The following is a 24,215-nucleotide window of genomic DNA, read 5'->3' on the forward strand; positions in this document are numbered from 1 at the left end:
TTGCTTCTTAAAAAAAAAAAACTACAAAATGAGGTGGTACCCTTTTCTTCTAAAATTTTTTGAGTGTTTTAATTAATTATAATTTGAAATGAATGCTTCCCTAAATTTAATGGGAGACATTCATTTTATTTTGTCTTTAATTCGTTTGTGATTGTAATAATAAATATAATTTGAAATTGCTTTGTGAAGTTGTTTAAAAGTTAAAAATTCTTTTTCGTGACCATAAAACATTCTCTTTTTAATGTTACAAAAAACGATTCAATAACGCTATTATCTAAACAATTTCCTTTTCGAGACATGGACTGAATTATTCCTTTTGTTTTAATTTTTCTGAAAATTGTCTATGTTGATACTGTCAACCTTGATCACTGTGAAAAATCAAACCTTCAAGATTTTTGTGTTTGGAAAAAGCTTTTTGAAGCATTTTTCTAATTTGTTGGTTGTTAGCACTTGTAGACAAATCTCAAGCAATAACTTCACCATTAAACATATCTAAAATTGGTGATAAATATGCTTTTCCAAATGAACCGCTAAATTCAGTTACATCTGTAGTTCATTTTTGATTTGGTTGAGTTGCGACAAAATTTCTATTTAAAATATTGTCTGCAATTTTGCCTACAGTTCCTTTGTAAGATTTGTATTTTCTTCTAGGACAAATTGCTTTGAGATTGAATTTTTCCATTAATCTGCGAACTTTTTAAGTCCAATTTTATAGCCTCTATTATTAAGTTCAGCTTTTATTCTTCTTTTTCCATATCTTGCTTTATTTTCGTCAAAAATAAGCTTCATTTGGCTTATAATTTCTTCATTTTTCTTGTCAAAATCTTCTTTTTGAGTTCATAATAAAAAGTAGATATAGGAATAGAAAACTCTTTTAATACTTGAGTTAAGCGAAGGTTTTTGTCAGCTTTTACTCTATTATAAATTTTTTTTATTTTTTCTTGCCTTGGTTGATTTGAGTCAAAGATCTCTACCAAGGCTTTTCACTTTTTTAGTACTTCAATTTCCTTTTTTAAAAGTTTATTTTCTTTTTCAAAGTTTTTTTTCTCTTTTTTAAAATGCTTGAGTTCTTCTTTAAGAAGTTTGAGTTCTTAATATACGGATGTTAGAGAATTAGATTGATCTTTACTATTTAAATTTTTTGAAACTTTTGAACGTTTATCATTAAGAATTTTAGATTTCATTATTGGTCTTCCTTTGTTTAATTCTAAACCACTAATTCCCGATTCTAAATATTTTTTTGTTCAAAAAGATATTTGACTTGGATTAAGATTATTTTCAAGTGAAATTTTAACAATTGGTTCACCAGCTAAAAATCTTTTAACAACACTTAATCTTTCAACTATAGTCCATTCTTTATTTCGTGGTTTTTTCCTAAGGCCTTGAACTCCTAATTTGTCATAAATTTTTTCTCAAAACTTTACTTGATTTAAAAAATTTTTCTGACTTGTATTAGCAAAATCGGGCTTTTTAATTTCAATTCCTTTTTTGTATTTTTTTACACATTCTAATTTAAATTCTAATGAATATTTCATAAAAATCCCCTTTTCTATTTTCCTAAGAAAAGGGGATCTGCTCAAAATGTAGTTTTTTTTATTGAAACTCTATTTTAATAACTTGATTTTGACCAAAAATATGAACTGACTTGTCTGGATGAAAATGTGCTTGCTGATATGAAATAAACATTTTTTGTTCATCATCTGAAAAATAAATATGTCAAACAATAAAATTTTCTGGATATTTCAAAAATTCTGGATCTTTTCAAGGAATAACGTTATTTTTAGCAACTACATTTATAATTTGATTTTGTATTAATTCATCAAAAGTTTTTTCAATTATTTTGTTTTGTTTTAAATTAATTTTAGCTTGAACAAGAGTAATGTTTTGGTTTTGTTTAATGTTTGCAACATTCTCATTGAGAGTTGGAGATTTCACTATGATTTCAGGCAATGGTTCTTTGTCTAAAATTTGTTCATATTTAAATAGCGTGTTAAAAAATAATTCTTTGAAGTTTAAATAAGTTATTTTTTTTATTAACTTTATTTTAGCTTCTCTTGAATAAACTGCTTCAGGATTATTAATTTCAGCTCTTGGATTACAAAAATCTGACTGGTTTTCTTGGCAAGGCTTGAAAATATTTTGTCAAAAATCTTCTGAAAAAGCATCTCAAGTTTTCTTTAGGTTATTAATTTGTGAATTTTCTGAATTTCTTAGGTCTCTTTTTTTTATTTTTTCTTCAATATCTCTTCTTTTTTCTTCATCTTTTTTTAATTTTTCTTCTATTTTTAGATTATGGTTTTCTTGTTCTGAATTACAAGACAAAAACAAAAATGAAGGTAACAATAGAGTTCATAAATAGAAATATTTAAATTTTTTGTTGTTCATATTAGAAATCTTTATTTAAAAATTATAACAAACAGAATAAAAAAATAAAATTTTACAATTTGTATTTTTTGTTACATATATCAAGAAAAATAAAGTCAATTTTTATAATTTAATCAAAAAAGAAAGGAAACAAATTTGAACTTAAATTATAAAGACATTGCTTTAAAAATGAAGGTAAAAATTCAAAGTTTTGGTGGATTTTTGTCTTCAATGATTATGCCAATTATTGGTATTTTTATCTCTTGAGGTTTACTAACTTCGTTTTTCATTCCAACAGGATGAACTCCAAATTCTACTTTAGCAGGTATGGTAGGAGTTGGCATTAAATATCTTATTCCTATTTTAATTGGGTTTTTTGCTGGTAAAAAAATTTATTTAATTCGTGGAGGTGCTATTTCTGCTTTAATAGCTTCGGCTGTTATTGCTGCAGGAGATAGTGAAATTTTTAAATCTATTGCAGGAAAAGAATCTGTAATGATTTTAGGAGTTATGATACTTTCACCACTTGCTGCATTAGTTTTAAAACACACTGAAAAAAATTGAATTCACAAAATTAAACCTGGTTTTGAAATGTTAGTAAATAATTTTTATTTAGGAATTTTAGGATTTTTACTTTGTTTTCCTGCGTTTTACTTTTCTGCTTACATCATAGCTTATATAAATGTTTTTTTATCATTAATTGTAGGTAAAATGCAAGAACACAAACTCTATCCTATTGTTGCTATTGTTGTAGAACCTGCAAAAGTTTTATTTTTAAATAATGCTATAAACCATGGAATTTTTACTCCTTTGGGAACACAGGAAGTTCAAAATTCAGGTAAATCAATTTTATTTTTACTTGAATCAAATCCTGGACCTGGGCTAGGAATTTTATTAGCTTGACTAATTTTCGGAAAAGACAAAACTGTTAAATCACAAGCTGGTTCATCTTCTATTATTCATCTATTTGGTGGAATTCATGAAGTTTACTTTCCATTTGTTTTACTAAAACCTATTTTAATAATAGCAGCTATAGCAGGTGGTGTAGTAGGAAATACAATTTTCCAAATCTTTGATGTTGGAGCAGTTGCGCCTGTTAGTCCTGGATCTATTATTGCGCAATATATTCAGGTGAAAAAAACTGGAATGGATTTAGCAGGTCTGAGCTTGGGAATTTTTGGATCAGCTATTAGTTCTTTTTTAGTATCTTTAGTGATTTTATATTTTTCTAAAATAAAACAAAAATTCTTTAGAAAAGAAGAAAAAAACAAAAATATCGACTTAGAACAAGCTCAACAATTATCTAGATCTTTAAAACTTTCTGATAATAGTAAAAAAGAAAATAAAGCTCATGATTTTTCTAAAATTTGATTTATTTGTGATGCAGGAATGGGTTCTTCTGTAATGGGAAGCGGAATACTAAAAAAACTATTAAAAGAAGAAAACTTAAACAATATTGAAGTACTACACAAATCAATTTCTAATATTGATAAAACAGAAAAATGCATCATCACAATCTCATCTTTAGCAGATAGAATCAAAACACAAAATCCCGATGCCCATTATTTTATAATAAATCAATTTTTAGATTTACAAGGATACAAAAATATAATCAATGAAATCAAAAATAAAAAATAAAGTTTTAATTTTCGGAGCTGGAAATATAGGTCGTGGATTAGTAGCTTATATTTTTAACAAAAATGATTTTGAAATTATTTTTGTTGATAAAAATCAAGATTTAATAGATGAAATTAATCAAAAAAAACAATACAAAATAATTGATATAAACAGCAAAGATGAAGTAATTATCAAAAACATTCAAGCAATTCATTTAGAAGATGCAAAGTTAAAAACGTATTTAAAACAATCAAAATATATTACAACTTCATTAGGATCAAATAATTTAAAATATTTAGTTCCTTATTTGCAAGAGCATTTTCAAACTTTTTCGAAATTACAATTTATTTTATGCTTTGAAAATGGTTATAAAATATCTTCTGAATTTGCTAAATTATTTTTTGATATTCAACCTAATATTAGATTTATTGACTTAGTTGTTGATAGAATAATTCCTAGTAAAAAATCCAAAAATATCGATGTATTTGTAGATAATTTTTTTGAAGTTATAGCTGATAAAAATGAACAAAAAAGAAGCAAAAAACTTAAATTAATTAGTTATGTCAAAGACATTGATGCTTATACTTTTAGAAAATTACTTCTTGTAAATTCACTTCATTCTTATTTAGGTTATCTTGGTTATTTAAAGAAATTAAAATTTGTTAGTGAAAGTGCAAATGATGTAAAAATTATAAAAAATATCAAAAATTTAGCTTCTATTAATATAAAAATACTAACATCGAATTTTAAAGAATTTAAAGAAATTCAACTTCAGAAATACTTTCTCAATACTCTAAAACGCTTCAAAAATAAACAACTTTTTGATTTAAACACAAGAGTTGCTAGAAATCCAATTACTAAAATTTCTGAAAACGAAAGATTTAACTTAATTTATCAAAATGTTTTGAAATTTCACCTAAATAAACAACCTATTTTAGATGTATTTAAATCAATTCTACAATTTGATTTTGTAGATGATAAACAAGCTCAGGAAATTCAAAATGCTATAAAAATGAAGCAAATTAAACATTTTTTGCAAGAAAATACTAAACTAAATTTAGAAGATATCAAGACTTTATTAAAGGTAGACAATGAACAAAATACTTAAAAAAGAAAATATATTTTTAAATCAAGAATTTTATAGCAAAAATGAAGTATTTAACTTTGTTTTTAAAGTATTTTTTAGTAATAATTCTGTAACAAAAGAATATCTTGATTCTATGATAAAACGGGATCAACTATCTTCAGTAGCTTTAGGTAATTACTTACTATTACCACATGGAGATAGTGATTCTGAAAAGCACATACTTAAAAACGATGTTTGCATTGTACATTTAAAAAAAGAATTAAAATGGGATAATCAAATAGTTAAAATAATCTTTGCTCTTGCTTTAAAAGGTGATAATCAGATGGAATTTATTCAACTGGCAGGAATCAGTTTTTCTGATGAAAATAAAGTAAAAGAATTGGTTTATAAGCCTAATATAAACAAAGAAGAAATTATCAATTTTTTAAAAAATGTACAAAAGTAGTGTTTTTAATTTAATTTTATATAAAAAAATAAGCATATTTAATTTAGGAGTATAATTTTGTTGTAGAGGTAAATTGTGTTAAGCAAAATTAGAAAATTCTACAATTCAAGAATCACTTTTCTTTTTAAAATAAATAAATTTAATAAGTTGATAATAGAACTTAAATATTTATTTTTACAATTTATCTTTAGGTTTTTTAAAAAATATACTAATAATATCGGCAGAGTCTCGCTAACTGTTTTTAACTAATTAAATTAAAAAACAATTTTAGGAGACACTATGAAAAAATTATTATTCCAAATAGGTGATGTATCTCAACTTGCCTATGCTTTTCAACCAGTAGTTCAACATCAAATGGTTTTAAGTAATACTCCCGATACCACAGATCCTATGCAGGTACCACAAATTCCTATTGAGCCAATCGATATAGTTCCTATAAGAGATTATGACAATACTTATGAATCAGCCTTATATTTTACTAGACCAGAAGTTGCGGATTTTGTTGAAAATACTCTTGAAAATTTACCAATAGGAGTTGAAAGAGAACAGTTTTTAGAAAAATGGAAAGAAAAAACTAATGATTTTACAACTGGTAAATTAACTGAACAAGACATTATTGATTCTATTGGTCGTGAAAATTTTAAAACAAAAGACTTAAATTTAATTAACTCTAATATTGATAATAAATCTAAAACTTTGACTAAAAAAGAAATTAAAGATTCAAGAAGCATTAATAAAAATAAGTCAAATACAAGTTATATAAAAAGTTCTAACAGAGATTTAGTAAATTCTAAGAAGAAACAACAAGATTTAATTACAAGTAATGAATGAGAAAAAGCAAAAAAATCATTTTTTTATAAAAAAGAAAAATTAAAAAATTATATTGAATATTTACATTCTATTGATACCAAAAATCAAGTATTTAATGACATTAGCATTGCTTTAACTGCTGTTGCTTGAGGCTTAGCTGCCGCTTATACTGCTGCTGCATTTTGAACATTTGGTGCTACAATTCCTTTAGCAATTAGCGCTACTGTTCAAGCTTCATTATCTACATGATTTTTAAAATCAAGTATTGATGAACAAAATGAAATCAAAAAGAATTTAATAGATATAGAAAAGTTTTACAATTCTTATGAAGTTCAATTTATGAGTGATTTTTTTAATAAAAAATATAGTGAAATAAATGAAATATTTAAAGATAATACAGATGATTTAAAAAAATGAAAAAATTTCCTTTCTGAAAAACTAATTACATACACATTTGATCAAATTATAGAAGAATTTAATACCAAATGAATTCACAAAACTATTAATTGAATGGAAAAAAATAGTTTTAAAACTCCACTAAATTCATGAAAAGAATTATTAAAATATCCAGAAGAAAGATGTCTTGGTCCAAAAGTGACAGGTCTCGTAAAATTTTATAGAGCAATGAAAAATATAGATAAAACTATAGCAGATTTTGTTGCTAGTTCTACAGAGAAAAGAATTATTATTGTTTCAACTGCAATAGCAAACCCTATAGGTGAGTTTTTAAATTTTTTAGATAGTATGCTCTCATATTTAAATTTGGTTACAACATTTGTAATAGATTACATACACAAGTAGTTAAAAGGGTTTATCGTGAACACTAAATTGTCTGAAGAACTAATATACAATAATTTTCTTGTAAAAATTTATAGAAAAACAAGTGTTTTATCTTCATTTTTCTTCATTATTGTATTTCTTTTGTCTGTTTTTGCATCTTTAAATGTAATTGCACTAAAATACAAATTTATTCAAATTAAATCAACAAAAGTCAGTGATTTTTTTAATAACATAAATAATTCAATTTACTGATTAATATTTTGAATCTTTATAATTTTAACTATTATTTTTTTCTTTTATATTTTTATGCAAGTCAAAAAAAGAAAAAAAATAATAAGTATTTTACCTCAGGCTATTTACTTACAAATCCATAATTTTGATTCTAAAGATATTTTTCTAAAAGAAGTAAATTTATGAGATCAATATCAAAAATTCAAAAATCGAAAAATAAATGAATATAAAATCAATTATGGTGTTGGAATTTTAAGTAGTTGATTTACAACTATATGTGTGTGAATTTTAATTTGAAAAATATTTGCTTTTGGTCGTAGATTTAAAGGTGCATATTATAATTATCATTATATTCCTCATTACTTTCCTCTAAGAAAAAATAAAATAAAACACTATTTAATTAAATTTAATTTTACTGATTTTCCTGAATTAGAAAGACAGAAAGAATTTTTTCCTGAAACATTTGAAAATTACAAACAAGAATTTATGGAAAAACTTGAAAAATATTCAAATTTTGAAGAATATTTTTTAGAAAATACAGCAAAATTTTTTAAGTCTAAACCTTGAAGCAAAATAATAGTGACTTTTTGTCTTTTTATTAGTACTTTTTCTCTAATACAATTTGCTATAACCATGTTTATCGATCTATACATTAATGTAGGTGTGGTTATACAAAGTGAACTAGCTTATGAAATTTCGTTTTTTGTTATATTAACAATATTTTCTTTATTATGAGTTTTAAGTGATCAAATTATATTTGAATATCATTTAAAAGAATTTATTATCTTTAATTTTCAAGTAAAAGAAAGATATAATCCATATTTGAAGCAAGAATATAAAAAACTAGTAGATAATTTTGATAGTTTAGACAAAATTGATAAGATAAGATTATTTGATATTATAAACACTCAAATTATTCAAAAAGTTTATTACAGTGATTAGTTAATTAGTATCTAAATTATTGTTTAACTTTTATTAAAAATCTACTTTATTAAATATCAAAAAACAGCCACATTTTTTTGGCTGTTTTTTTAATAACAATTTAAAAAATGTCATAAAATTTGAATATATAATACACATGATAACATAAAATATTTTAAAAACAAAATCGAAAGGAATTAATGAAAAAAGCCATTTTTAAACTTGGAGATATTTCTCAATTAACTTATGCTCTACAACCTGGAATTCAACACCAGATTAATGTTGATAATACTTATTATCAAGAAAATTTAAATACTTCATTTCAACTAAAAGATGAAGCAAAAACATCTATATTAAACAACATTGAAAATCATTTTAAGAATATTTCATCAGAAGAATCACTTCAAATCAATCAATTGATCGATAATACACTTAATACATTACCATTTAATGAAAATATAGAAGAATTTACAAATTTATGAAATCAAAAAACCAATGAATTTATTAATAAAAATATAACAGAGCAAGAAATTTTTGAAAAAATAGATAAAAACTATTTTTCTCAAGAACAATTAGAAATTATTAACTCTGTATTATATGCAGATGTTGAAGATATTACTTTAGAAAGTGATGAAGATTTTAATTTACACTTACCAGAAGAAAATTTATTAGAAGAAAGCTTTGATTTTCAAGACAATATTAATCTAGTTTTTCCTGCACAAGATACAGGATTAGAATTTAAATCAATAAATTATTTACCAGATTTTCAAAAAAGTTCTTTTACTTCTAATTATTCTTACTATTCCAATTATCAAAGCGCATATTATGAAGGAGATTTTTCATTAACACCTAGTCAATGAAAACAAATACAAAAAAATCACATTAATCAAAAAGATAAATTGAAAAAATATATAGATTATTTTGCTGGGATGTTAATAAAAAACACTTTATTTACTACATTAAGCGGAGCTTCTACTGCAATTGCATGAGGCTTAGCTGCAGCCTACACAATTTCAGCTTTTTGAAGTTTTGGAGCTACTGCACCTATGGCGGCTATGGCAGTTACTCAAGCTACAATTTCAACTATATTTTTTGGATTATCTATTAAAGAGATGAAAGAAATGAAAGAACAATATGATTCTCTAGTCACACTATATAAATCAGATCATATAAGTGTAATGGACAAAATTTTTAGTTTAGATTACCGTAATGCAGTGAATTTTTATAATCAAACAAAAAATAATGTTGATTGAGGAAATTTTTACACCATTATTACTTCACAAATATTGCCTTTTAATGAATACATAAAATCATTTTTTAATACTTTTAAGAATTCTTTTCAGATTTATTACAAATTAAATTTAAGTAGCTCAATTAACTATATTTTAAAATCTACAAATGTTATAAAATTAATCTCTAATTTTAAAGGTTTTTTTAATAGCATTAATTCTTCAACAAAGTCATTAACAAGAAAATTACAATCATTTGCTCAAAAGATAATTTCAAGAAAGTTAGCATTAGCGGCTACTTCAATTGTAAATCCTATAAGTGAATTATTAAATTTAGTAGACACTATAATTTCCATTTCAGATGTACTCATGACTAGAGTTTTAGATATAGTTTTAAGCGTAGACTAAGATTAAAATTATGACAAAAGAAAAATTTAAATTTTATAATTTCTTAAATTTCAAAATTAAAAAATTATCATTGTTTACTTCATTTTTCTTCATTCTGAGAATCATTTTTTCTATTTTGTTAGCTGTTAATGTTGTAATTCTTGAGTTTATAAGTATTAATATTTGATCTAAAGCTAAAGTTGATAAATTATTTGAAAATATACCTTTTTTTGTTTATTGAATTTTCTTTTCTTTTTTATTAGTTTCTTTTATAAGTTTAATAATTTATAAAAGAATTAAGAACAAAAAACAAGAACTTTTACTAAAGTGTTATCAAGGTTTTTATTATTTATTTGAAAATTTTAGATATAAAGATATTTTTTTAAAAGAAAATAACTTATTAGAAGAATTTGAAAATTTTATAGAGCAAGATTATAAAACAAAAACAATTACTTTTGGTTTTATTAAAATTTTTCAGAAACTAACTTTAATTTTCTTTTGAAACAGTATTTTTGGAAAACTTATGTTTAGTTTTAAAACTCCTTCTGTTCCTTCTTTATATTATATGTTTTCTTCCAAAAATGAATATTCTTCTGCTTATACGCCTGGTTATGATAGAAAAAGAAAAAACGAATATCAAGATTTTTTATTAAATTTTGATTTACAAGATGAAAGAAAAATTTGTCCTAATGAATCATTTCAAGAATTTATGATTAAAGCGGGTTTACAAAAAGAATGTATAGAAGAATTTAACAAACATCAAAATTTTCAAGATCTTATTAATACTGAGTTTTTTAAATTATTAGATAATCAAAATTTTGTAAATAAGTGAGCAAGTAGAATTTTTACTTTACAATTTAGTGCTATTTTAATACTCATTTTTAACATAATTATATTATTTCAATTATCTGAAATACAATTTCACAGTGGCATTTTTTTAGGTTTGTCTTTTGCTATTTGAATATTTACAAGTGGACTTTGAAGTTTAATTGAGTGAAGTATTTATGTGAAAAACTTAGCTTTTTTTGTAATGACAAATTTTAATAATTTAGATTTAATTAGTGATAAAGTAAGTGAACAAAACAAAAAAATATTAGAGCATTTTGATAACTTAAGCGAAAAAGAAAAAATAAAAGTGTACAAAATTTATCAACTTACTTCTTTACAACGTTTATTAAAAAATCCGTACGTGTCTTTATTGACTTTTTCAACCTTATTTAAATATAAAGTTAAAGATTAAATTTCAAAATCTGTTTTACAATTAATATGTTTATTAGAATTTATAATAAATATCTTTATTAGAAAGGAAAGTATGGAAAATAAAAATATTAGAACAATTTTTAGTGATTTTTTAAGATACAAACTACAAAATAAAACTTATTCAGTTATATCTTTTTGAGTAGGTTTTTTACTAGCTCCGGCTATTTCTCTTTTAGTATTTTTTGGTTTATTATTTAACAACTTATTTTTCTTTGATAAACCAGATAGTGAATATCGTCAAGAAGGTGACATATTCAGTTTTGATAAACCAACCAAACCTTCACAACAAATGATAGATATTCATAATAACATAAATACAATTATTTTTATTTTATTAGGAATCTCTATATTTTTAGCTCTTGTTTTTTTAGCAAATTTTTTATTTTGATATTTAAAAGAATTTAGAAAATATCCTATATATTTGAAGGGTTTTGCCTTTATTTTTAAAGAAGAAAATCAAATCAAAAATTTTTTAAATGAGAATAAATTAGAACAAGAATTTGAAGAATTTAAAGCACAAAATCTAGATTTAAATTCTATAATTTCGCAAAGTTTTCCTTTTAATATTAAAATGGTTTATAGCTATTTTAACACTGCGAGAATGTCAGATATTAATCTAAAATTTATTAATACACAAAAACCTTCATTAGTTAAAGCAACCAATTTAGAAATTGACGTAAATCCTGCATTTAGTCTTTCTGATATAAGTAAAGTTTCAACAAATAATTTTGATCAATTTCTTCAATCTTCTTTATCAAATTTACTTTATAAAGCAGTATTATATAAACTAGCATCACAATTAGTTGCACTTTTTACTTTAATGGCATTAACTTTTGAAATTGCATATTTGAGTGTTCTTGGATCAGATTCTCAAGCAATAGATTTTTCACTTAAAGAAGTTTTTTGAATATTTCCTTTAGTTCTTATGACTACTCCGATATCTTTACAAAGATATTTTTTAATTAATAGTTTAAAAGCATGATTTAGAATTTATTTAACTTCTATTTTTATGATAAAAGAAAGAATTACTCAAGAAATTAGTGAAGAAAATGAAGAAAAATTAAGTAGATTTACTTCAATGTCAGATGAAGAAAAAATTAAAATTCTTGAAGCTTTTATAGAATATAATTTTGAACAAAATAAATCTATATTTAGCGTGTTTAAAGGATTTTTCAATCCTGTTTCAGGTAAAAAATTAATGTAGCTGTTATTAAAAAATCATTAAAAAAATCAAGCAATATTGCTTGATTTTTTGTTTGTTTTTGTTGATGTTTATTTTTTTGTTTTGTCAAGTATTAAATAATATAAACCAAATAAAGCTGAATCATCTCCAAATGCATCTTTTTTAAATTCTACACTTTTTCATTGATCTGGATTTGTTCAATGTTTTGCTTTTTTAATAGCTTTTTCGATTATTCAATAATTATGCTCAGCAACAGAACCACCAAAGACCATTAAGTTAGGATTTAGTATTCCTATTGTAGTTGAGATAGTTCTTGCAATTGTGTCAATGCAATCATCTACGATTTGTTTGTAATCTTCATGTTCTTCATATTTTGCTATGATATTTTTAGCATCAATGTGTTCTAGATTTTTATCTTGAGCTCTTAAAGACATTCCTGTGCCTGATGCAAATAATTCGGCTGCATAATTATTTAAATGATGTTTTTTATGAAAAGTTTTTGATGTAGGAATATGAGCAATTTCTTGAGCAAAACCGTTTGCTCCGTGAAAAATTTTATTGTTAATTACTAACCCTGCGCCAAAGCCAGTGGAGATAGTATAAAACTGGGTAACACCTTTTTTGTTGTTTTTAAAGTGAGTGTGGTTTGCCAAAGCCATCGCGTTTGCATCGTTTTCGAAAATAGCATATTCTAATTTGGAATTATTTAGCAAGTATTCTTTTATATTAATTCCGTTTCAACCAACTAAATTAGGTGAAGAAAGAATAATACCTTTTTTGTAATCTGCAGGCCCAGGAATACAAAGCGCAATTGCATTTATATTGTATTGTTTTACTAAATCAAGAATTTTATCCAATACTTTTTTGTAATTATTAACATCTGTTTTGAATCTAATTTTTTTTACAATTTTGTCATTTTCAAAAAGAGCAAAACGAGTATTAGTTCCTCCAATATCAATTGTTGCAAAATTAAATTTTTTCATCTTGAACTCCTGCTTTTATCTTAATTGTATGATAATTTTTATTATTATAAGTTGCTTTTCATTTTTTCATATATTTTTTATTATCTTTAATTTCAAATAAATCTACTAATTCGTTGTTATTTTGTACTACTCAATTTTCTACTGTTGAAATATACTCAATTTTATGCTTATTAAAATTAGTAATTACTTGATCTGAATTAATTGTTTTAACTTCTTGATTTGCTAGTTTTAACTTAGTTTGTATAGATGCTTTTATTGTCAAACTAGAGTTTATTCTTTTTTCAATAATTACTTCATTTGCCTTCATAGTTAAAACAATACTACCTTCAATTTTGTGTTTGTCATAGTATACAACAAAAGGTAAAAAGTGTTGATTTTTCTTGTTAAAGTGCTTAAATTGAATATCTAAAATTCTAATATCTTGAAGTTGTATGTTTAATGAAGAATCGTTGATGTATATAAGTTTAAATTCTAACTCTTGTATGAATAGATTATTCAAAAATTTAATTTGTAATTTTGGGGAAAAATAAAAGGAAAAATTTGACATTTTTCCTTCATTTTTAAAGATATTTTTAGTTATTTTTCTTATTAGAGAGAACATCTCATCCAACAACACTAACTAAAATTAAACCTTTGATAATATTTTTTTGTGATTCTTGAACGTTTAAAACTAAAAGCCCTTGATTTATAACACCAATAATTGATGTTCCTAAAATAGTTCCACTTACTGATCCAATTCCACCATATACTGATGCTCCACCAGTAAATACAACCGAGATAACATCGAGTGCTAAATCATCTCCTCTAGATGAAGTAGCTGATGAGAAAGTAGCTGTATAAACTATTGAAGCAAATCCTGCAAGAGCACCGATGATAATAAAAATAATCATTGTTGTTCTTTTAACATTAACTCCAGATAATTTAGCTGCTTTTCTGTTTCCACCTATTGCATAAACTGCTCTACCAAATGAAGTATTTTGAGTTAAGAAAGTAAATAAAGCTAAAGCAATTCCTATGTATAAAACAAAGTATCTCATTGGGTTAGAACCTAGTCCAAAAATAATTCCACAAGCTAGAAAAAGTAAGAATATAATAGTTTGAATTGCGGCAAAAATAAAGATATTTTGTGTTCTGATTCCAAATTTTTGTTTTGAAAAATAACCTCAAACCCTTAAAGAAACTATGATAGCTCCAAAAATTATCGGTAATATTAAGGAAAAAATTCAAACAGTTCCTACTTGAATGTCAGGAATTCCTCGAATAGTTCCTGTAATATAAGTAGATGAACCACCTCCAATAGGACTTAATGTTCCACCATTTGAATAAAGAAGTTGAGCTCCTTTAAAAGCTAAAAAACCTCCTAGTGTTACAATAAATGCAGGAATATTTCCATAACCTACTAAAAATCCTTGAATTAATCCAATAGCTGCACCGATTATTGTAGTTAATATAAAAGTCAGTCAAATACTTTGCCCTGTATTATTATATATAGTAACAGAAAATAGACCCAGCAATCCTACTAGCGTACCGACTGATAAATCAATATTTCCACTAAGAATGACCAAAAGCATTCCCATTGCCAAAATTATAATATATGAATTATTTTGGAATAAAAGTGTAAATGTATTTGGTTGTAGTAAAGTACCATTTGTTATACCTAAAAAGATACAAAAAATAATTAAGAAAATATACAACATTGAAAATTTTTTCAAATGATGTAATCCATTATCTACGTAATAACCGTATTTATGGTTTTTTAGAAAGTAATTTCAAGACTTTTTAGTTGTTTCCAACTGTTTACTAATAAATTTTGAAACTAAATCTAACTTTAGAAATGAAAAAGCATTTTTCATCTCATTAAAAAAATTAAATTTCATTATTTAACACCTCCTATACTTAGTTGCATAATTTTTTCTTGTGTTGCTTCAGATGTTAAAATTTGACCTTTAATAACACCTTGAGACATAACAAAAATTCTATCAGTAATTCCTAAAAGTTCTTCAATTTCTGAAGAAATAACAATAATTGTCTTACCTTTAGACGATAAATCTAGAAGAATTTTGTAAATTTCGAATTTTGATCCAACATCAATTCCCTTGGTTGGTTCATCGATGATAAGTAAATCAAATTCAGTACTTAAAGCTTTTGCAATTACAACTTTTTGTTGATTTCCTCCTGAAAGAGAGTCAACGTTGTTTAATAAGTTTTTAGTTTTAATATTTACTTCGGATTTTTGTTTTTGAGCATTAATAATTTCTTTATTATTGTTTAATATACCCCATTTTGAAAACAAGTGTAAAGCAGCGGACGTTATGTTATTTTGAATAGAAAAAATTTGAATTAAACCTACATTTTTTCTATCTTCTGAAGCATACATAATACCTGATTGAATTGCTTGTTTTGTATTTTTAAATTTTACTGGTTTTCCTTTATAAAATACTTCACCACTTGAAGGCTTGTTATAATATTGCCCAAAAATAGAAAGCATTAATTCAGTACGACCTGAACCTACAAGACCTGAGATTCCAACGATTTCACCTTGTCTAACATCTAATGAAGCATTTTTAACAACATCATAGTTGGCAATGGTTGCATGAGGAATTACCATATCTTTGATTTCAAAAATTACATCTCCAAATTTTCTGTTTGGATCTTTTGCAGGGAATTTTGAAGTTAGTGGACGACCAACAATGTCTTGAATTAGTCTGTTTTCATCGATTTTTTCTTCATTTTTGTTATATTGTGAAATAAACTTTCCGTCTCTAATAACAACAATGTTGTCAGCTACATATTTTACTTCGTTTAATTTATGAGAAACAAAAATTGAAGTAATTCCTTGTTTTTTTAGGTTCTTCATAATATCAAGTAGCCTAAATGCATCTTCATCATTGAGTGAAGAAGTTGGTTCATCTAAAATTAGTAATTTTGCATTTTTAGATAGGGCTTTTGCAATTTCAATCATTTGTTGTTTTGCTACTGAAATTGTTCCTGCAATGGTTGTAGGATCTTCTTCCAGACCTACCATTTTTAAATATTTTTGGCACTCAGAAATCATTTTATTTCAATCCACTTTTCCAAATTTGGTTGGATATGAACCTATGTACATATTTTCACAAATAGATAAAAATGGTGAAATAGAAAGTTCTTGGTGGATAATTGCAATTCCTACATTTTCTGAAGCTTTTGTATTATGAAAAGACATAACTTTGTCTTCATAAATCAAACTTCCTTCATATTGCCCATAAGGAATTACACCAGATAAAATTTTTAAAAGTGTTGATTTTCCAGCACCATTTTCACCTACTAAACTAGTAACTTCTCCTTTTGGAACTGTAAAAGAAACATCAGACAAAGCAACAACTGGTCCGTAAACCTTTCTTATGTTTTTGAGGGATAGAATATTTGATTTTTCCAACTTAATTTCCTTTTTTTGAATATAAAATTAGCTTAAAATTTTAAATAAATTAATAATTATTGTTTCAAATTTTAAGCTAATTTTTATATTTATATTTTGTTTAAAATAACTTGAAGTTAATTGCTATTTTATAATAAATAATTTTTTATAAAAAATTAAATAATTATTGTTGTGTTGCTACTGATGCAGATACTGTTGCTTGTGTACCATTTGCTCCTGGTGTTGGCGCTGTTGTTGGTAAAGGATTATCAACATTGGCTTTAGTAACTACAACTGGATCTACTAAAATAGCTTGAATTTGTTTTGTACCTGCTTTATATGTTGTGTTGTCGTATTTAAATTTAATGTCTTTAGTATTGTTGTTAGTTTTTAAAGCATTTTCTATATCTTCTTGAGTTGCAGTTGCATTAGCTGCTTTTTTAGTTATTAAAGTTCTTAAAATTTCAACAGCTACTTTACCTAAAATTGCATCTGGTTTGTAAATGGTCATATTTTGTTTATCTTCTCTAATGAAAGGTTTACTTATATCATTATAATCTTGACCTGTTATAAAAATAGTTTTTGGATCAAAACCAGTTGCTTCTAATTTAGTAATAGCTGCTTCTGCCATTCCATCATTAGGAGCTAAAAATCCTTTTAATGTAGATGCTGGTTTGCCATCAACTGCGTTCAATTTATTGACACCAGATGATGCTTTGTTTGTAGTTAAAAACTGCTCTATTCTTTGACCAGCAGTTCCGTAATTTCATCCTGGAACATAAACTCCATTGCCTGCAGGACTTAAGTCTATAACTTTACCATTAGATGCTGTCATTAATTCCTTTAGAACTTTCATAGCACCATTGTAAAAGTATTGAGAGTTATTATCATCTTGTGAACCAGCTACTGCGTAAAATGAAATAACTTCAGTTGGCATATGAGCTGTTAAATAAGTTTTCATTTCTTCTATATCTTTAAAGCTTCCATCAGTTTTTCCCAATAATCCTGCTGCAAGCGCAAGACCTTGGAGTTCACCAACTCTTTCATTATCATATGAAACATATCAATCATATTTTGTTGAACCTGTAATTAGTCTATCGTAAGCAACAACAGGAATTCCTTTTTCGGCAATACTGTCTACTGCTGTTCCGACACCTCCTCCATTTTCAGGAGCAATAATAAATCCTTTTGGAGCTGGATTTAAATTAGCCTGTTGAATTAATCAGTTATTTTGAGTTTCTTGGTTTTTGGTGATATTTGAAGTTGCACCATCTGTTAAGTCTATGTAATTAATAATTTCTTTTTGAGCATTAATTCATCTTGGATTATCTGGATCTGTTAATGCAATTCTAATAGACTCATTAGTAACAGCATGTGTTTTTGTTGATGCAGAACCTGCTGTATCAGTGTTTCCACAAGCTACAAATGCAGCAAAAGCAGCAAATGAAGCTGTTGATAAAGTAGTTAAATATAAAAATTTTTTAGTTATAAATTTTTTCATTTTATTCCTTTTAGTTTAGTTTTTACATTTAAATTATAACAAAATATAAATTACAAAGAAATTTGAAGCAATTTTTAGTGAAAATTTCCCTTTTTTTAGTTCTATAATTAAAATCTTGTAGCAATAATTTTATAAAAAACAAAAAAACTCTTTCTATTTATTTGAAATACATAACAAAATAGAAAGAGTTTAATTTTTAAAAATTATTTATTCATTATCTTCTGGTCAGTAAGATTTTTTAAGTGGGAATTTTTTAATAAATTCACTAATTTCTGATTTTATTTTTTGTTGTAATTTTAAATCTTCTGGATTAGATAATAAATTATGAATTCATTTTCCTAATTTAATAAAGTCTTTTTCTTTTAAGCCTCTCGAAGTCATAGCTGGGGTACCAAAACGAATTCCTGAAGTAATAAATGGGCTGAGACTATCGTTAGGAATTGTGTTTTTATTTGTTGTGATATTTACTTTTGATAGCAATTGTTCAGCATCTTTTCCGGTTAGATTATAAGAGGATTTTACATCAAGTATAAATAGATGATTATCTGTTCCATTAGAAACTACTTTTACATTTTGTGAAATAAAATAATTTGCAAAAGCTTGAGCATTTTTAATTATTTGTTTTGTATATTTTTTAAATCAAGGTTGTAAAGCTTCATAAAAACCAGCTGCTTTTCCAGCGATTGCATGAAATAAAGGACCACCTTGATAACCTGGGAAAACAAATCTGTTTATTTTCTTGCTAATTTCTTCATCATCAGTCATAATCATTCCTCCACGTGCAGATCTTAAAGTCTTGTGTGTTGTGGTAGTAATAATGTGGGCATGACCTACTGGAGAAGGATGTAAACCTGTAGCCACCAAACCTGCAATGTGTGCAATATCTGCTAATAAATATGCACCAACTTTATCTGCTATTTGTCTAAATCTAGCAAAATCAATTATTCTAGAATATGCTGAATAACCAGTAATGATTAATTTAGGCTTGATTTTCATAGCTAATTCTTCAATTGCATCATAATCTAATAAGTCATTTTCATCTAAAACATAAGGGTGAGCTTCATAAAAAATTCCACTAAAACTTATTTTATAACCATGAGTTAAATGTCCTCCTGATGATAAAGTAAGTCCCATAACTCTGTCTCCCTGGTTAATTAATGAAGCAAACGCCGCAGCATTCGCGACTGAACCTGAATATGGTTGAACATTTACATATTTAACACCAAAAAGTTTTTTTGCTCTTTCAATAGCAAGGTTTTCTACTACATCAATGTTTTCGCAACCTCCATAATATCTTTTACCAGGATATCCTTCTCCATATTTATTTGTTAAAACGGATCCAGTAGCTTGCAATACATCTTCTGAAACAAAATTTTCTGATGCTATTAATTCTATGTGCTCTTGTTGTCTTATTAATTCGTTATTTATAGCTTTTTGTAATTCTTTGTCATTTAGTCTTAATTTTTTCATAATACTCTCCCCTGCATTTTAATAAAAAACACTAAAAATAAAATATGTATTTTTAGTGTTTGTAATGTTTTCAAAAAGTTTTATTTTCTTATGTTTAAAGCTTCAATTGTTTCTTTATAAGAATTAAAGTCTTTTTCTTTTAGATAAGCGAGTAGTCTTTTTCTTTGGTTAACTTTAGCAATAAAACCACGCATTGAATGTTTATCTTTTTTATTAACAGCAAAGTGTTTTTTTAAAGATTCAATATCTTCGGTTAGTATTGCTATTTGAACTCTAGTATCACCAGTATTTTTTTCTGAACCACCAAATTTTAAAACTAGTTCTTTTTTCTTTTCTTTTGAAATCATTATTTCTCCTTTATGTATTGTATTTTCTTTTAAAACCTAGAAATAACCCGAGAAACTGTTATAACCAAGTAATAAATAATTTGTAATTAGAATTATAACACTTTTTAATTATTTATTTAAAGTTAATAATTTAATAAATGAATCAGCTTTTAAAGATGCTCCTCCGACTAAAGCTCCATCGATGTCAGACTGATTTAATAACTGCTCTATATTTTCTGGATTTACTGAACCACCATATAGTATTAATGTATTTTTATCGGTTTTTTCCTTTATAAATTTACATACTTTTTGTGCTTGTTCTGGAGTTGCAGTTTTTCCTGTTCCTATAGCTCAAATTGGCTCATATGCTATTATAACTTTGGATAAATCTACATTTTGTAATGAATGTTTTAATTGATGTTCTATAACTTGATTAGTTTGATTTTTTTCGTATTCTTCTAATGTTTCTCCAACACAAACTACTGGAATAATGTTATTTTTAATAGCTTGATGAGTCTTTGCGTTTACGTCTTGATCTGTTTCTTTAAAATATTGTCTTCTTTCTGAATGTCCTACTATTGCATACTTAACTTTTTGTTCTAAAAGCATTTGTGCTGAAATTTCACCTGTATAAGCACCTTTTTCAAATTGTGAGATGTTTTGCACTGCAAGTTGTAATTCAGTTTTATTTAATTCAAAGGCAGTTGTGTTAATAAATGGCACAGCAACAGCAAAATCTAAATTAGAAATAATTTTATTTTTATTATTTGTATATAAACTATTAAATTCTGTAAAAAATTCTTTGGTTTCTGATAATGTTTTATTCATTTTTCAATTACCAATAATTACTGTTTTACTCATTTTGTCTCCTTAATAATGTAATTTATATTTTACTATTTTTTGCACAAATTCAACACCTTTAATTAAAAATTTGAATTCATGAATTTTGGGTGAGATTTATTATAGTTGTTTTTAAAATAATTTTTCAAAAAAGGGAAAAAAATAGGAAAAAGTCTTTTAAAAGTACACATTCATAAAAAAGTTTATTAAATGAGTTTATTTTTAATGTTATTAATTTTAGTATAGGATTTTTGTACAAAAATATTGTTAAAAAAATAAAATTTGCTTCAAAAATGAAGCAAATTTTTTTATATTTTAAAAAATTTAAATTTTAAACTTTTACCTTATTAAGAAAACTTGGAAATTATATTATCAAAATCTAATTCACTTGTAGAAGAAACTACCAAATCAGCTTTTGAAAATACTTCATTATCTTCTATTGTAATTGCAACAGCCTTCATATTTGCATTTTTTATTGCTAATACTCCAGCTGGTGCATCTTCAAAACCAATACACTCTGAAACATCTAAACCTAAACCTTTAGCTGCTTGAGTAAAAATATCACCTGCTGGTTTTCCTTGTTTTACATTCGCAGGATTTACTATAAAATCAAAAAAATCAATAATTTCTAATTTTTTTAAAATAGTAGGAGCATTGTAACTACTAGAAGCTATTGCAAGTTTTAAGTTTGCTTGTTTTGCTTTAGAAATGAAGCTAAAAATATTGTCCAACAAAGAATCTTTAGTAATTTCGGTGTCTAATAATTGTTTATAAAGTTCATTTTTTTGTTCACAAATTTTTAACATTTCTTCATCAGAAAGTTTTAAATCTGATTTTTTAAGATTGATAATAGCTTTTAGTGTATCAATTCTTGGTAATCCCTTTAATTTTTCATTATCTTCTTTTGTATAATCAATACCTAATTGCTTAACAATTTTTTGCCATGCAATAAAATGTAATTCCGCAGTGTCAGTGATTACTCCATCTAAATCAAAAATAAAACCTTTAATCATATTTAACCTCAAAAATTTTCTCTTCTTTTGTTATAGAAACGGGTTGATTATGAATATACATAAAACCTTCAAATTCCTTCTCAGAAATATTTTTTATTGAAAATTTCTCTTTATTGATACTTACTTCAAATAATGAATTTTGATATAAAAATCTATAAACTAATTTATCTCAAGCAGAAGGTAAAATAGGATCTAAATAAAGTTTGTCATTATGTCAATCTAGTCCTCCAAAACCAAAAACTATCATTTGGTAAATTGCAGCTAAAGACCCTGCGTGAATTCCTGCATTTGAAGTGTGCATTTTTGGACCTAGATCTATATTAATTCCGTATTTAAAAATTTTATAAGCTTTATCAATCATTTTTAATCTGGCAGCTTCTATTGCATAAGTAGCTGGCGAAAGTGAAGAATCATGGGTGGTTATTTCTTCATAATAATTAAAATTTTTTCTTCTTATTTCTTCATTATAAAGGTGTGGAAGTAGATTTAACAACAAAACAACATCAGCTTGTTTTACTAATTGAGAAGATAAAAGTCTATGTCCTTCTTTTGTACTAAATAATTTTTTTCCTGCGTCACCAAGCATTTGGAATGGTCTAACATCGAGTTTGTTTAGTTTTAAAAATTGATCATTTTCAGCAATAATTAGATCTTTATTTGGAAGTTGTTGAATTAAGTTTTTAGAAACTAATTTTAATTTTTTTTCATTAATTTGATAAGGAATTTTTTTCTTGATTTTTTCCCAAATTTTTACTTTATTTTTCTTTAAAAAATTAATATATTTTAGTGCAAGATCTATATTTTGTTTTGCGAGCATATTAATATAAGCATTGTTATCAATGTTACCTTTGTACTCATTTGGTCCCATAACATCTAAGATTGCAAAAGAACCATCTGTTTGTAATTCAGCACGATTTGAATAAAAAATAGCTGTATCTATGATCATTTCATAACCCATTTTATCCATAAAGTCTTCATCTTTTGTGATTTGGTAATACTGATTTACAGCATAAGCAATATCAGCTGAAACGTGAATTTCTTGTCTTCTGGAAGCGATTGGAACTTGTTGTCCACTAACTACATCAACTTGACCTCAATATGGACATACTTCTCCATCAGTTGGTCAAGCCATTTCTCAAGGAAATTGTGCCCCTTCTAAGTTGCTTTCTTGTTCTCTTTCTTTTATTTCTTTTGCTTTATTTCTTGCTCCTTTTATCCCTTTATATCTATAAGTAAGAAGATTTTTTACTATTTTAGGTTCATTAAAAAGATAAATAGGATTAATAAAAAATTCTGTGTCTCAGTAAGTGTGTCCTTGATATCCTTCACCAGAAAGACCTTTTGCTCCAACATTCATATTTGTAGAATGTCTAGGAACAAAACCATTTAAGTGAAAAATACCAAAATCTAAAGCTAGTAAATCGTATTTACTTTGTTCATCTTTTCCTTCAATTTGAACAAAAAATTGATTTCAAACTCTTGAATGCATTTTTTCTATTGAAGCTTGTTTTAGTGCGTCATAACTTGTTTTAAGAAGTTGTTCATGTTTTTCATTAGCTCTTTGTTTTACTTCTTCTTTTTTTAAAATATTATGTTTGTGATCTACAGAACTATGAACAGACATTAATTTTTCTAAAACAATAACATCACCTGGTTTTACTTTTAGCTTTATTTTAAAACCTAAATAACGGCGTTGAATTTCTACTATATAATCGTCTGTTCCACCTTTGATTTGTTTTCCATTTAGATAAACTTTTGAAATTAAATTGTGAATGACTCAACGATTTGAAAAAGTTGTTTTTTGTTCCATTTGCAATGATTCTGAAGTTGGTCTTGTTTTATGACCTTCTCCAAAGTGTTGTGTTCCTGTATTGGTTACTTGTGCATTTATAGCTGGTTTTAAAACAATTTCTACTTCTTGATCATCAGGAGTTTGTTCAACTTTTATTTGAATTTTTTGTCCATAAACATATCTATCATCTCTAGAAACAAATCGTTCAAAATGTATTAAAAATTTCCCTCAATCTCTTTTTATTTCTACGTTTCTTTCTAAAACACCGTCTCTAATTCAAAGAGTTTTTTTGTACTTATCTCTTGCTTTAACTTCAAATTCATTGGAATTAATTATGATTGGAGTTGTCATTAAATCAGCAAGATTTACTAATTCTGGAACATCTTCTTTAGTATCTTGGTTAAAAATCCCATTTACATAGAATCCTTCTTTGTTATATGACATTCTTTCTTCATCAGCACTTCTTATTCCCATGTGTCCATTAGCTAAAGTAAAAATAGACTCTGTTTTAGCAGTTACTGATTTGTTGAATTTGATTTGAGAAATTGATTTTTTCTTTAAATCATATTTTAAATAAGACAT

19 protein-coding genes, 1 pseudogene and 1 other annotated feature are annotated in these 24,215 nt (G+C 25.5%); of the genes and pseudogenes, 8 read left to right on the top strand and 12 right to left on the bottom strand.

All coding sequences use genetic code 4. The annotated features are described in order from the left end of the window. Nucleotides 1-72: 72 nt before the first annotated feature. Nucleotides 73-1,535 (bottom strand): annotated as a pseudogene (locus tag HF996_RS02990) (IS3 family transposase). After that, nucleotides 919-1,005, bottom strand: a sequence feature (ribosomal frameshift element). It overlaps the preceding pseudogene by 87 nt. A 58-nt stretch (nt 1,536-1,593) precedes the next feature. Beyond that, the gene (locus tag HF996_RS02995) at nt 1,594-2,385 is read right to left on the bottom strand and encodes a hypothetical protein (protein ID WP_168910567.1); all 792 of its coding nucleotides are present in this window, start codon (nt 2,383-2,385) and stop codon (nt 1,594-1,596) included. Between the two features lie 135 nt (nt 2,386-2,520). On the opposite strand from HF996_RS02995, the gene HF996_RS03000 reads away from it, so the two are divergent. The 8 genes from HF996_RS03000 (at nt 2,521) to HF996_RS03035 (ending at nt 12,335) form a co-directional block, all read left to right on the top strand. Further along, the gene (locus tag HF996_RS03000) at nt 2,521-4,002 is read left to right on the top strand and encodes a PTS mannitol transporter subunit IICB (protein ID WP_168910568.1); all 1,482 of its coding nucleotides are present in this window, start codon (nt 2,521-2,523) and stop codon (nt 4,000-4,002) included. After that, a complete protein-coding gene (locus HF996_RS03005) occupies nt 3,980-5,089 on the top strand; it encodes a mannitol-1-phosphate 5-dehydrogenase (RefSeq protein ID WP_168910569.1) in 1,110 nt (369 codons plus the stop codon). Before HF996_RS03000 ends, HF996_RS03005 begins: the two co-directional genes overlap by 23 nt. After that, nucleotides 5,073-5,513, top strand: coding sequence for a PTS sugar transporter subunit IIA (locus tag HF996_RS03010; protein WP_168910570.1), 441 nt, complete (start codon nt 5,073-5,075; stop codon nt 5,511-5,513). Before HF996_RS03005 ends, HF996_RS03010 begins: the two co-directional genes overlap by 17 nt. Nucleotides 5,514-5,792: 279 nt before the next feature. Further along, on the top strand, nt 5,793-7,124 hold the full coding sequence (locus HF996_RS03015) for a hypothetical protein (protein ID WP_168910571.1): 1,332 nt from the start codon (nt 5,793-5,795) through the stop codon (nt 7,122-7,124). 15 nt (nt 7,125-7,139) lie between these two features. Next, on the top strand, nt 7,140-8,276 hold the full coding sequence (locus tag HF996_RS03020; RefSeq protein WP_168910572.1) for a hypothetical protein: 1,137 nt from the start codon (nt 7,140-7,142) through the stop codon (nt 8,274-8,276). 179 nt (nt 8,277-8,455) lie between these two features. After that, on the top strand, nt 8,456-9,892 hold the full coding sequence (locus tag HF996_RS03025; RefSeq protein ID WP_168910070.1) for a hypothetical protein: 1,437 nt from the start codon (nt 8,456-8,458) through the stop codon (nt 9,890-9,892). Between the two features lie 10 nt (nt 9,893-9,902). After that, nucleotides 9,903-11,111, top strand: coding sequence for a hypothetical protein (locus HF996_RS03030; protein ID WP_168910573.1), 1,209 nt, complete (start codon nt 9,903-9,905; stop codon nt 11,109-11,111). 72 nt (nt 11,112-11,183) lie between these two features. Further along, nucleotides 11,184-12,335 carry a hypothetical protein gene (locus HF996_RS03035; RefSeq protein WP_168910574.1) on the top strand — a complete coding sequence of 384 codons (1,152 nt, stop codon included), beginning with the start codon at nt 11,184-11,186 and terminating at the stop codon, nt 12,333-12,335. A gap of 68 nt (nt 12,336-12,403) precedes the next feature. Here the strand turns inward: HF996_RS03035 and HF996_RS03040 are convergent, their stop codons facing one another. The 10 genes from HF996_RS03040 to HF996_RS03085 all read right to left on the bottom strand — a co-directional run bounded on the left by HF996_RS03040 (nt 12,404) and on the right by HF996_RS03085 (nt 24,215). Then, entirely contained in the window at nt 12,404-13,297 is an 894-nt protein-coding gene (locus tag HF996_RS03040) for an ROK family protein (protein ID WP_168910575.1), read from the bottom strand. After that, nucleotides 13,284-13,844: a hypothetical protein gene (locus HF996_RS03045; protein ID WP_254427698.1), complete on the bottom strand. Its 561-nt coding sequence runs from the start codon at nt 13,842-13,844 to the stop codon at nt 13,284-13,286. The genes HF996_RS03040 and HF996_RS03045 overlap by 14 nt, the downstream gene beginning before the upstream one ends. 25 nt (nt 13,845-13,869) lie before the next feature. Beyond that, a complete protein-coding gene (locus HF996_RS03050) occupies nt 13,870-15,174 on the bottom strand; it encodes a sugar ABC transporter permease (protein WP_168910577.1) in 1,305 nt (434 codons plus the stop codon). Continuing rightward, a complete protein-coding gene (locus HF996_RS03055; RefSeq protein WP_168910578.1) occupies nt 15,174-16,712 on the bottom strand; it encodes a sugar ABC transporter ATP-binding protein in 1,539 nt (512 codons plus the stop codon). Before HF996_RS03055 ends, HF996_RS03050 begins: the two co-directional genes overlap by 1 nt. A 163-nt stretch (nt 16,713-16,875) precedes the next feature. Next, on the bottom strand, nt 16,876-18,192 hold the full coding sequence (p46, locus tag HF996_RS03060) for a surface antigen P46 (protein ID WP_168910579.1): 1,317 nt from the start codon (nt 18,190-18,192) through the stop codon (nt 16,876-16,878). A 207-nt stretch (nt 18,193-18,399) separates the two neighbouring features. Beyond that, complete coding sequence (gene glyA / locus HF996_RS03065) at nt 18,400-19,662, bottom strand: serine hydroxymethyltransferase (protein ID WP_168910580.1); 1,263 nt, start codon at nt 19,660-19,662, stop codon at nt 18,400-18,402. Between the two features lie 80 nt (nt 19,663-19,742). After that, entirely contained in the window at nt 19,743-20,009 is a 267-nt protein-coding gene (rpsO, locus tag HF996_RS03070; RefSeq protein WP_168910581.1) for a 30S ribosomal protein S15, read from the bottom strand. Between the two features lie 108 nt (nt 20,010-20,117). Next, nucleotides 20,118-20,849 (bottom strand): triose-phosphate isomerase, encoded by a 732-nt coding sequence (gene tpiA / locus HF996_RS03075; RefSeq protein ID WP_168910582.1) that lies wholly within the window; start codon nt 20,847-20,849, stop codon nt 20,118-20,120. 326 nt (nt 20,850-21,175) lie between these two features. After that, entirely contained in the window at nt 21,176-21,841 is a 666-nt protein-coding gene (pgmB, locus tag HF996_RS03080; RefSeq protein ID WP_168910583.1) for a beta-phosphoglucomutase, read from the bottom strand. Beyond that, entirely contained in the window at nt 21,834-24,215 is a 2,382-nt protein-coding gene (locus HF996_RS03085) for a glycoside hydrolase family 65 protein (RefSeq protein WP_168910584.1), read from the bottom strand. Before HF996_RS03085 ends, pgmB begins: the two co-directional genes overlap by 8 nt.

Source organism: Mycoplasma sp. 1654_15 (assembly GCF_012516495.1).
In the GTDB taxonomy this organism is placed as follows: Bacteria; Bacillota_I; Bacilli_A; order Mycoplasmatales; family Metamycoplasmataceae; genus Mesomycoplasma.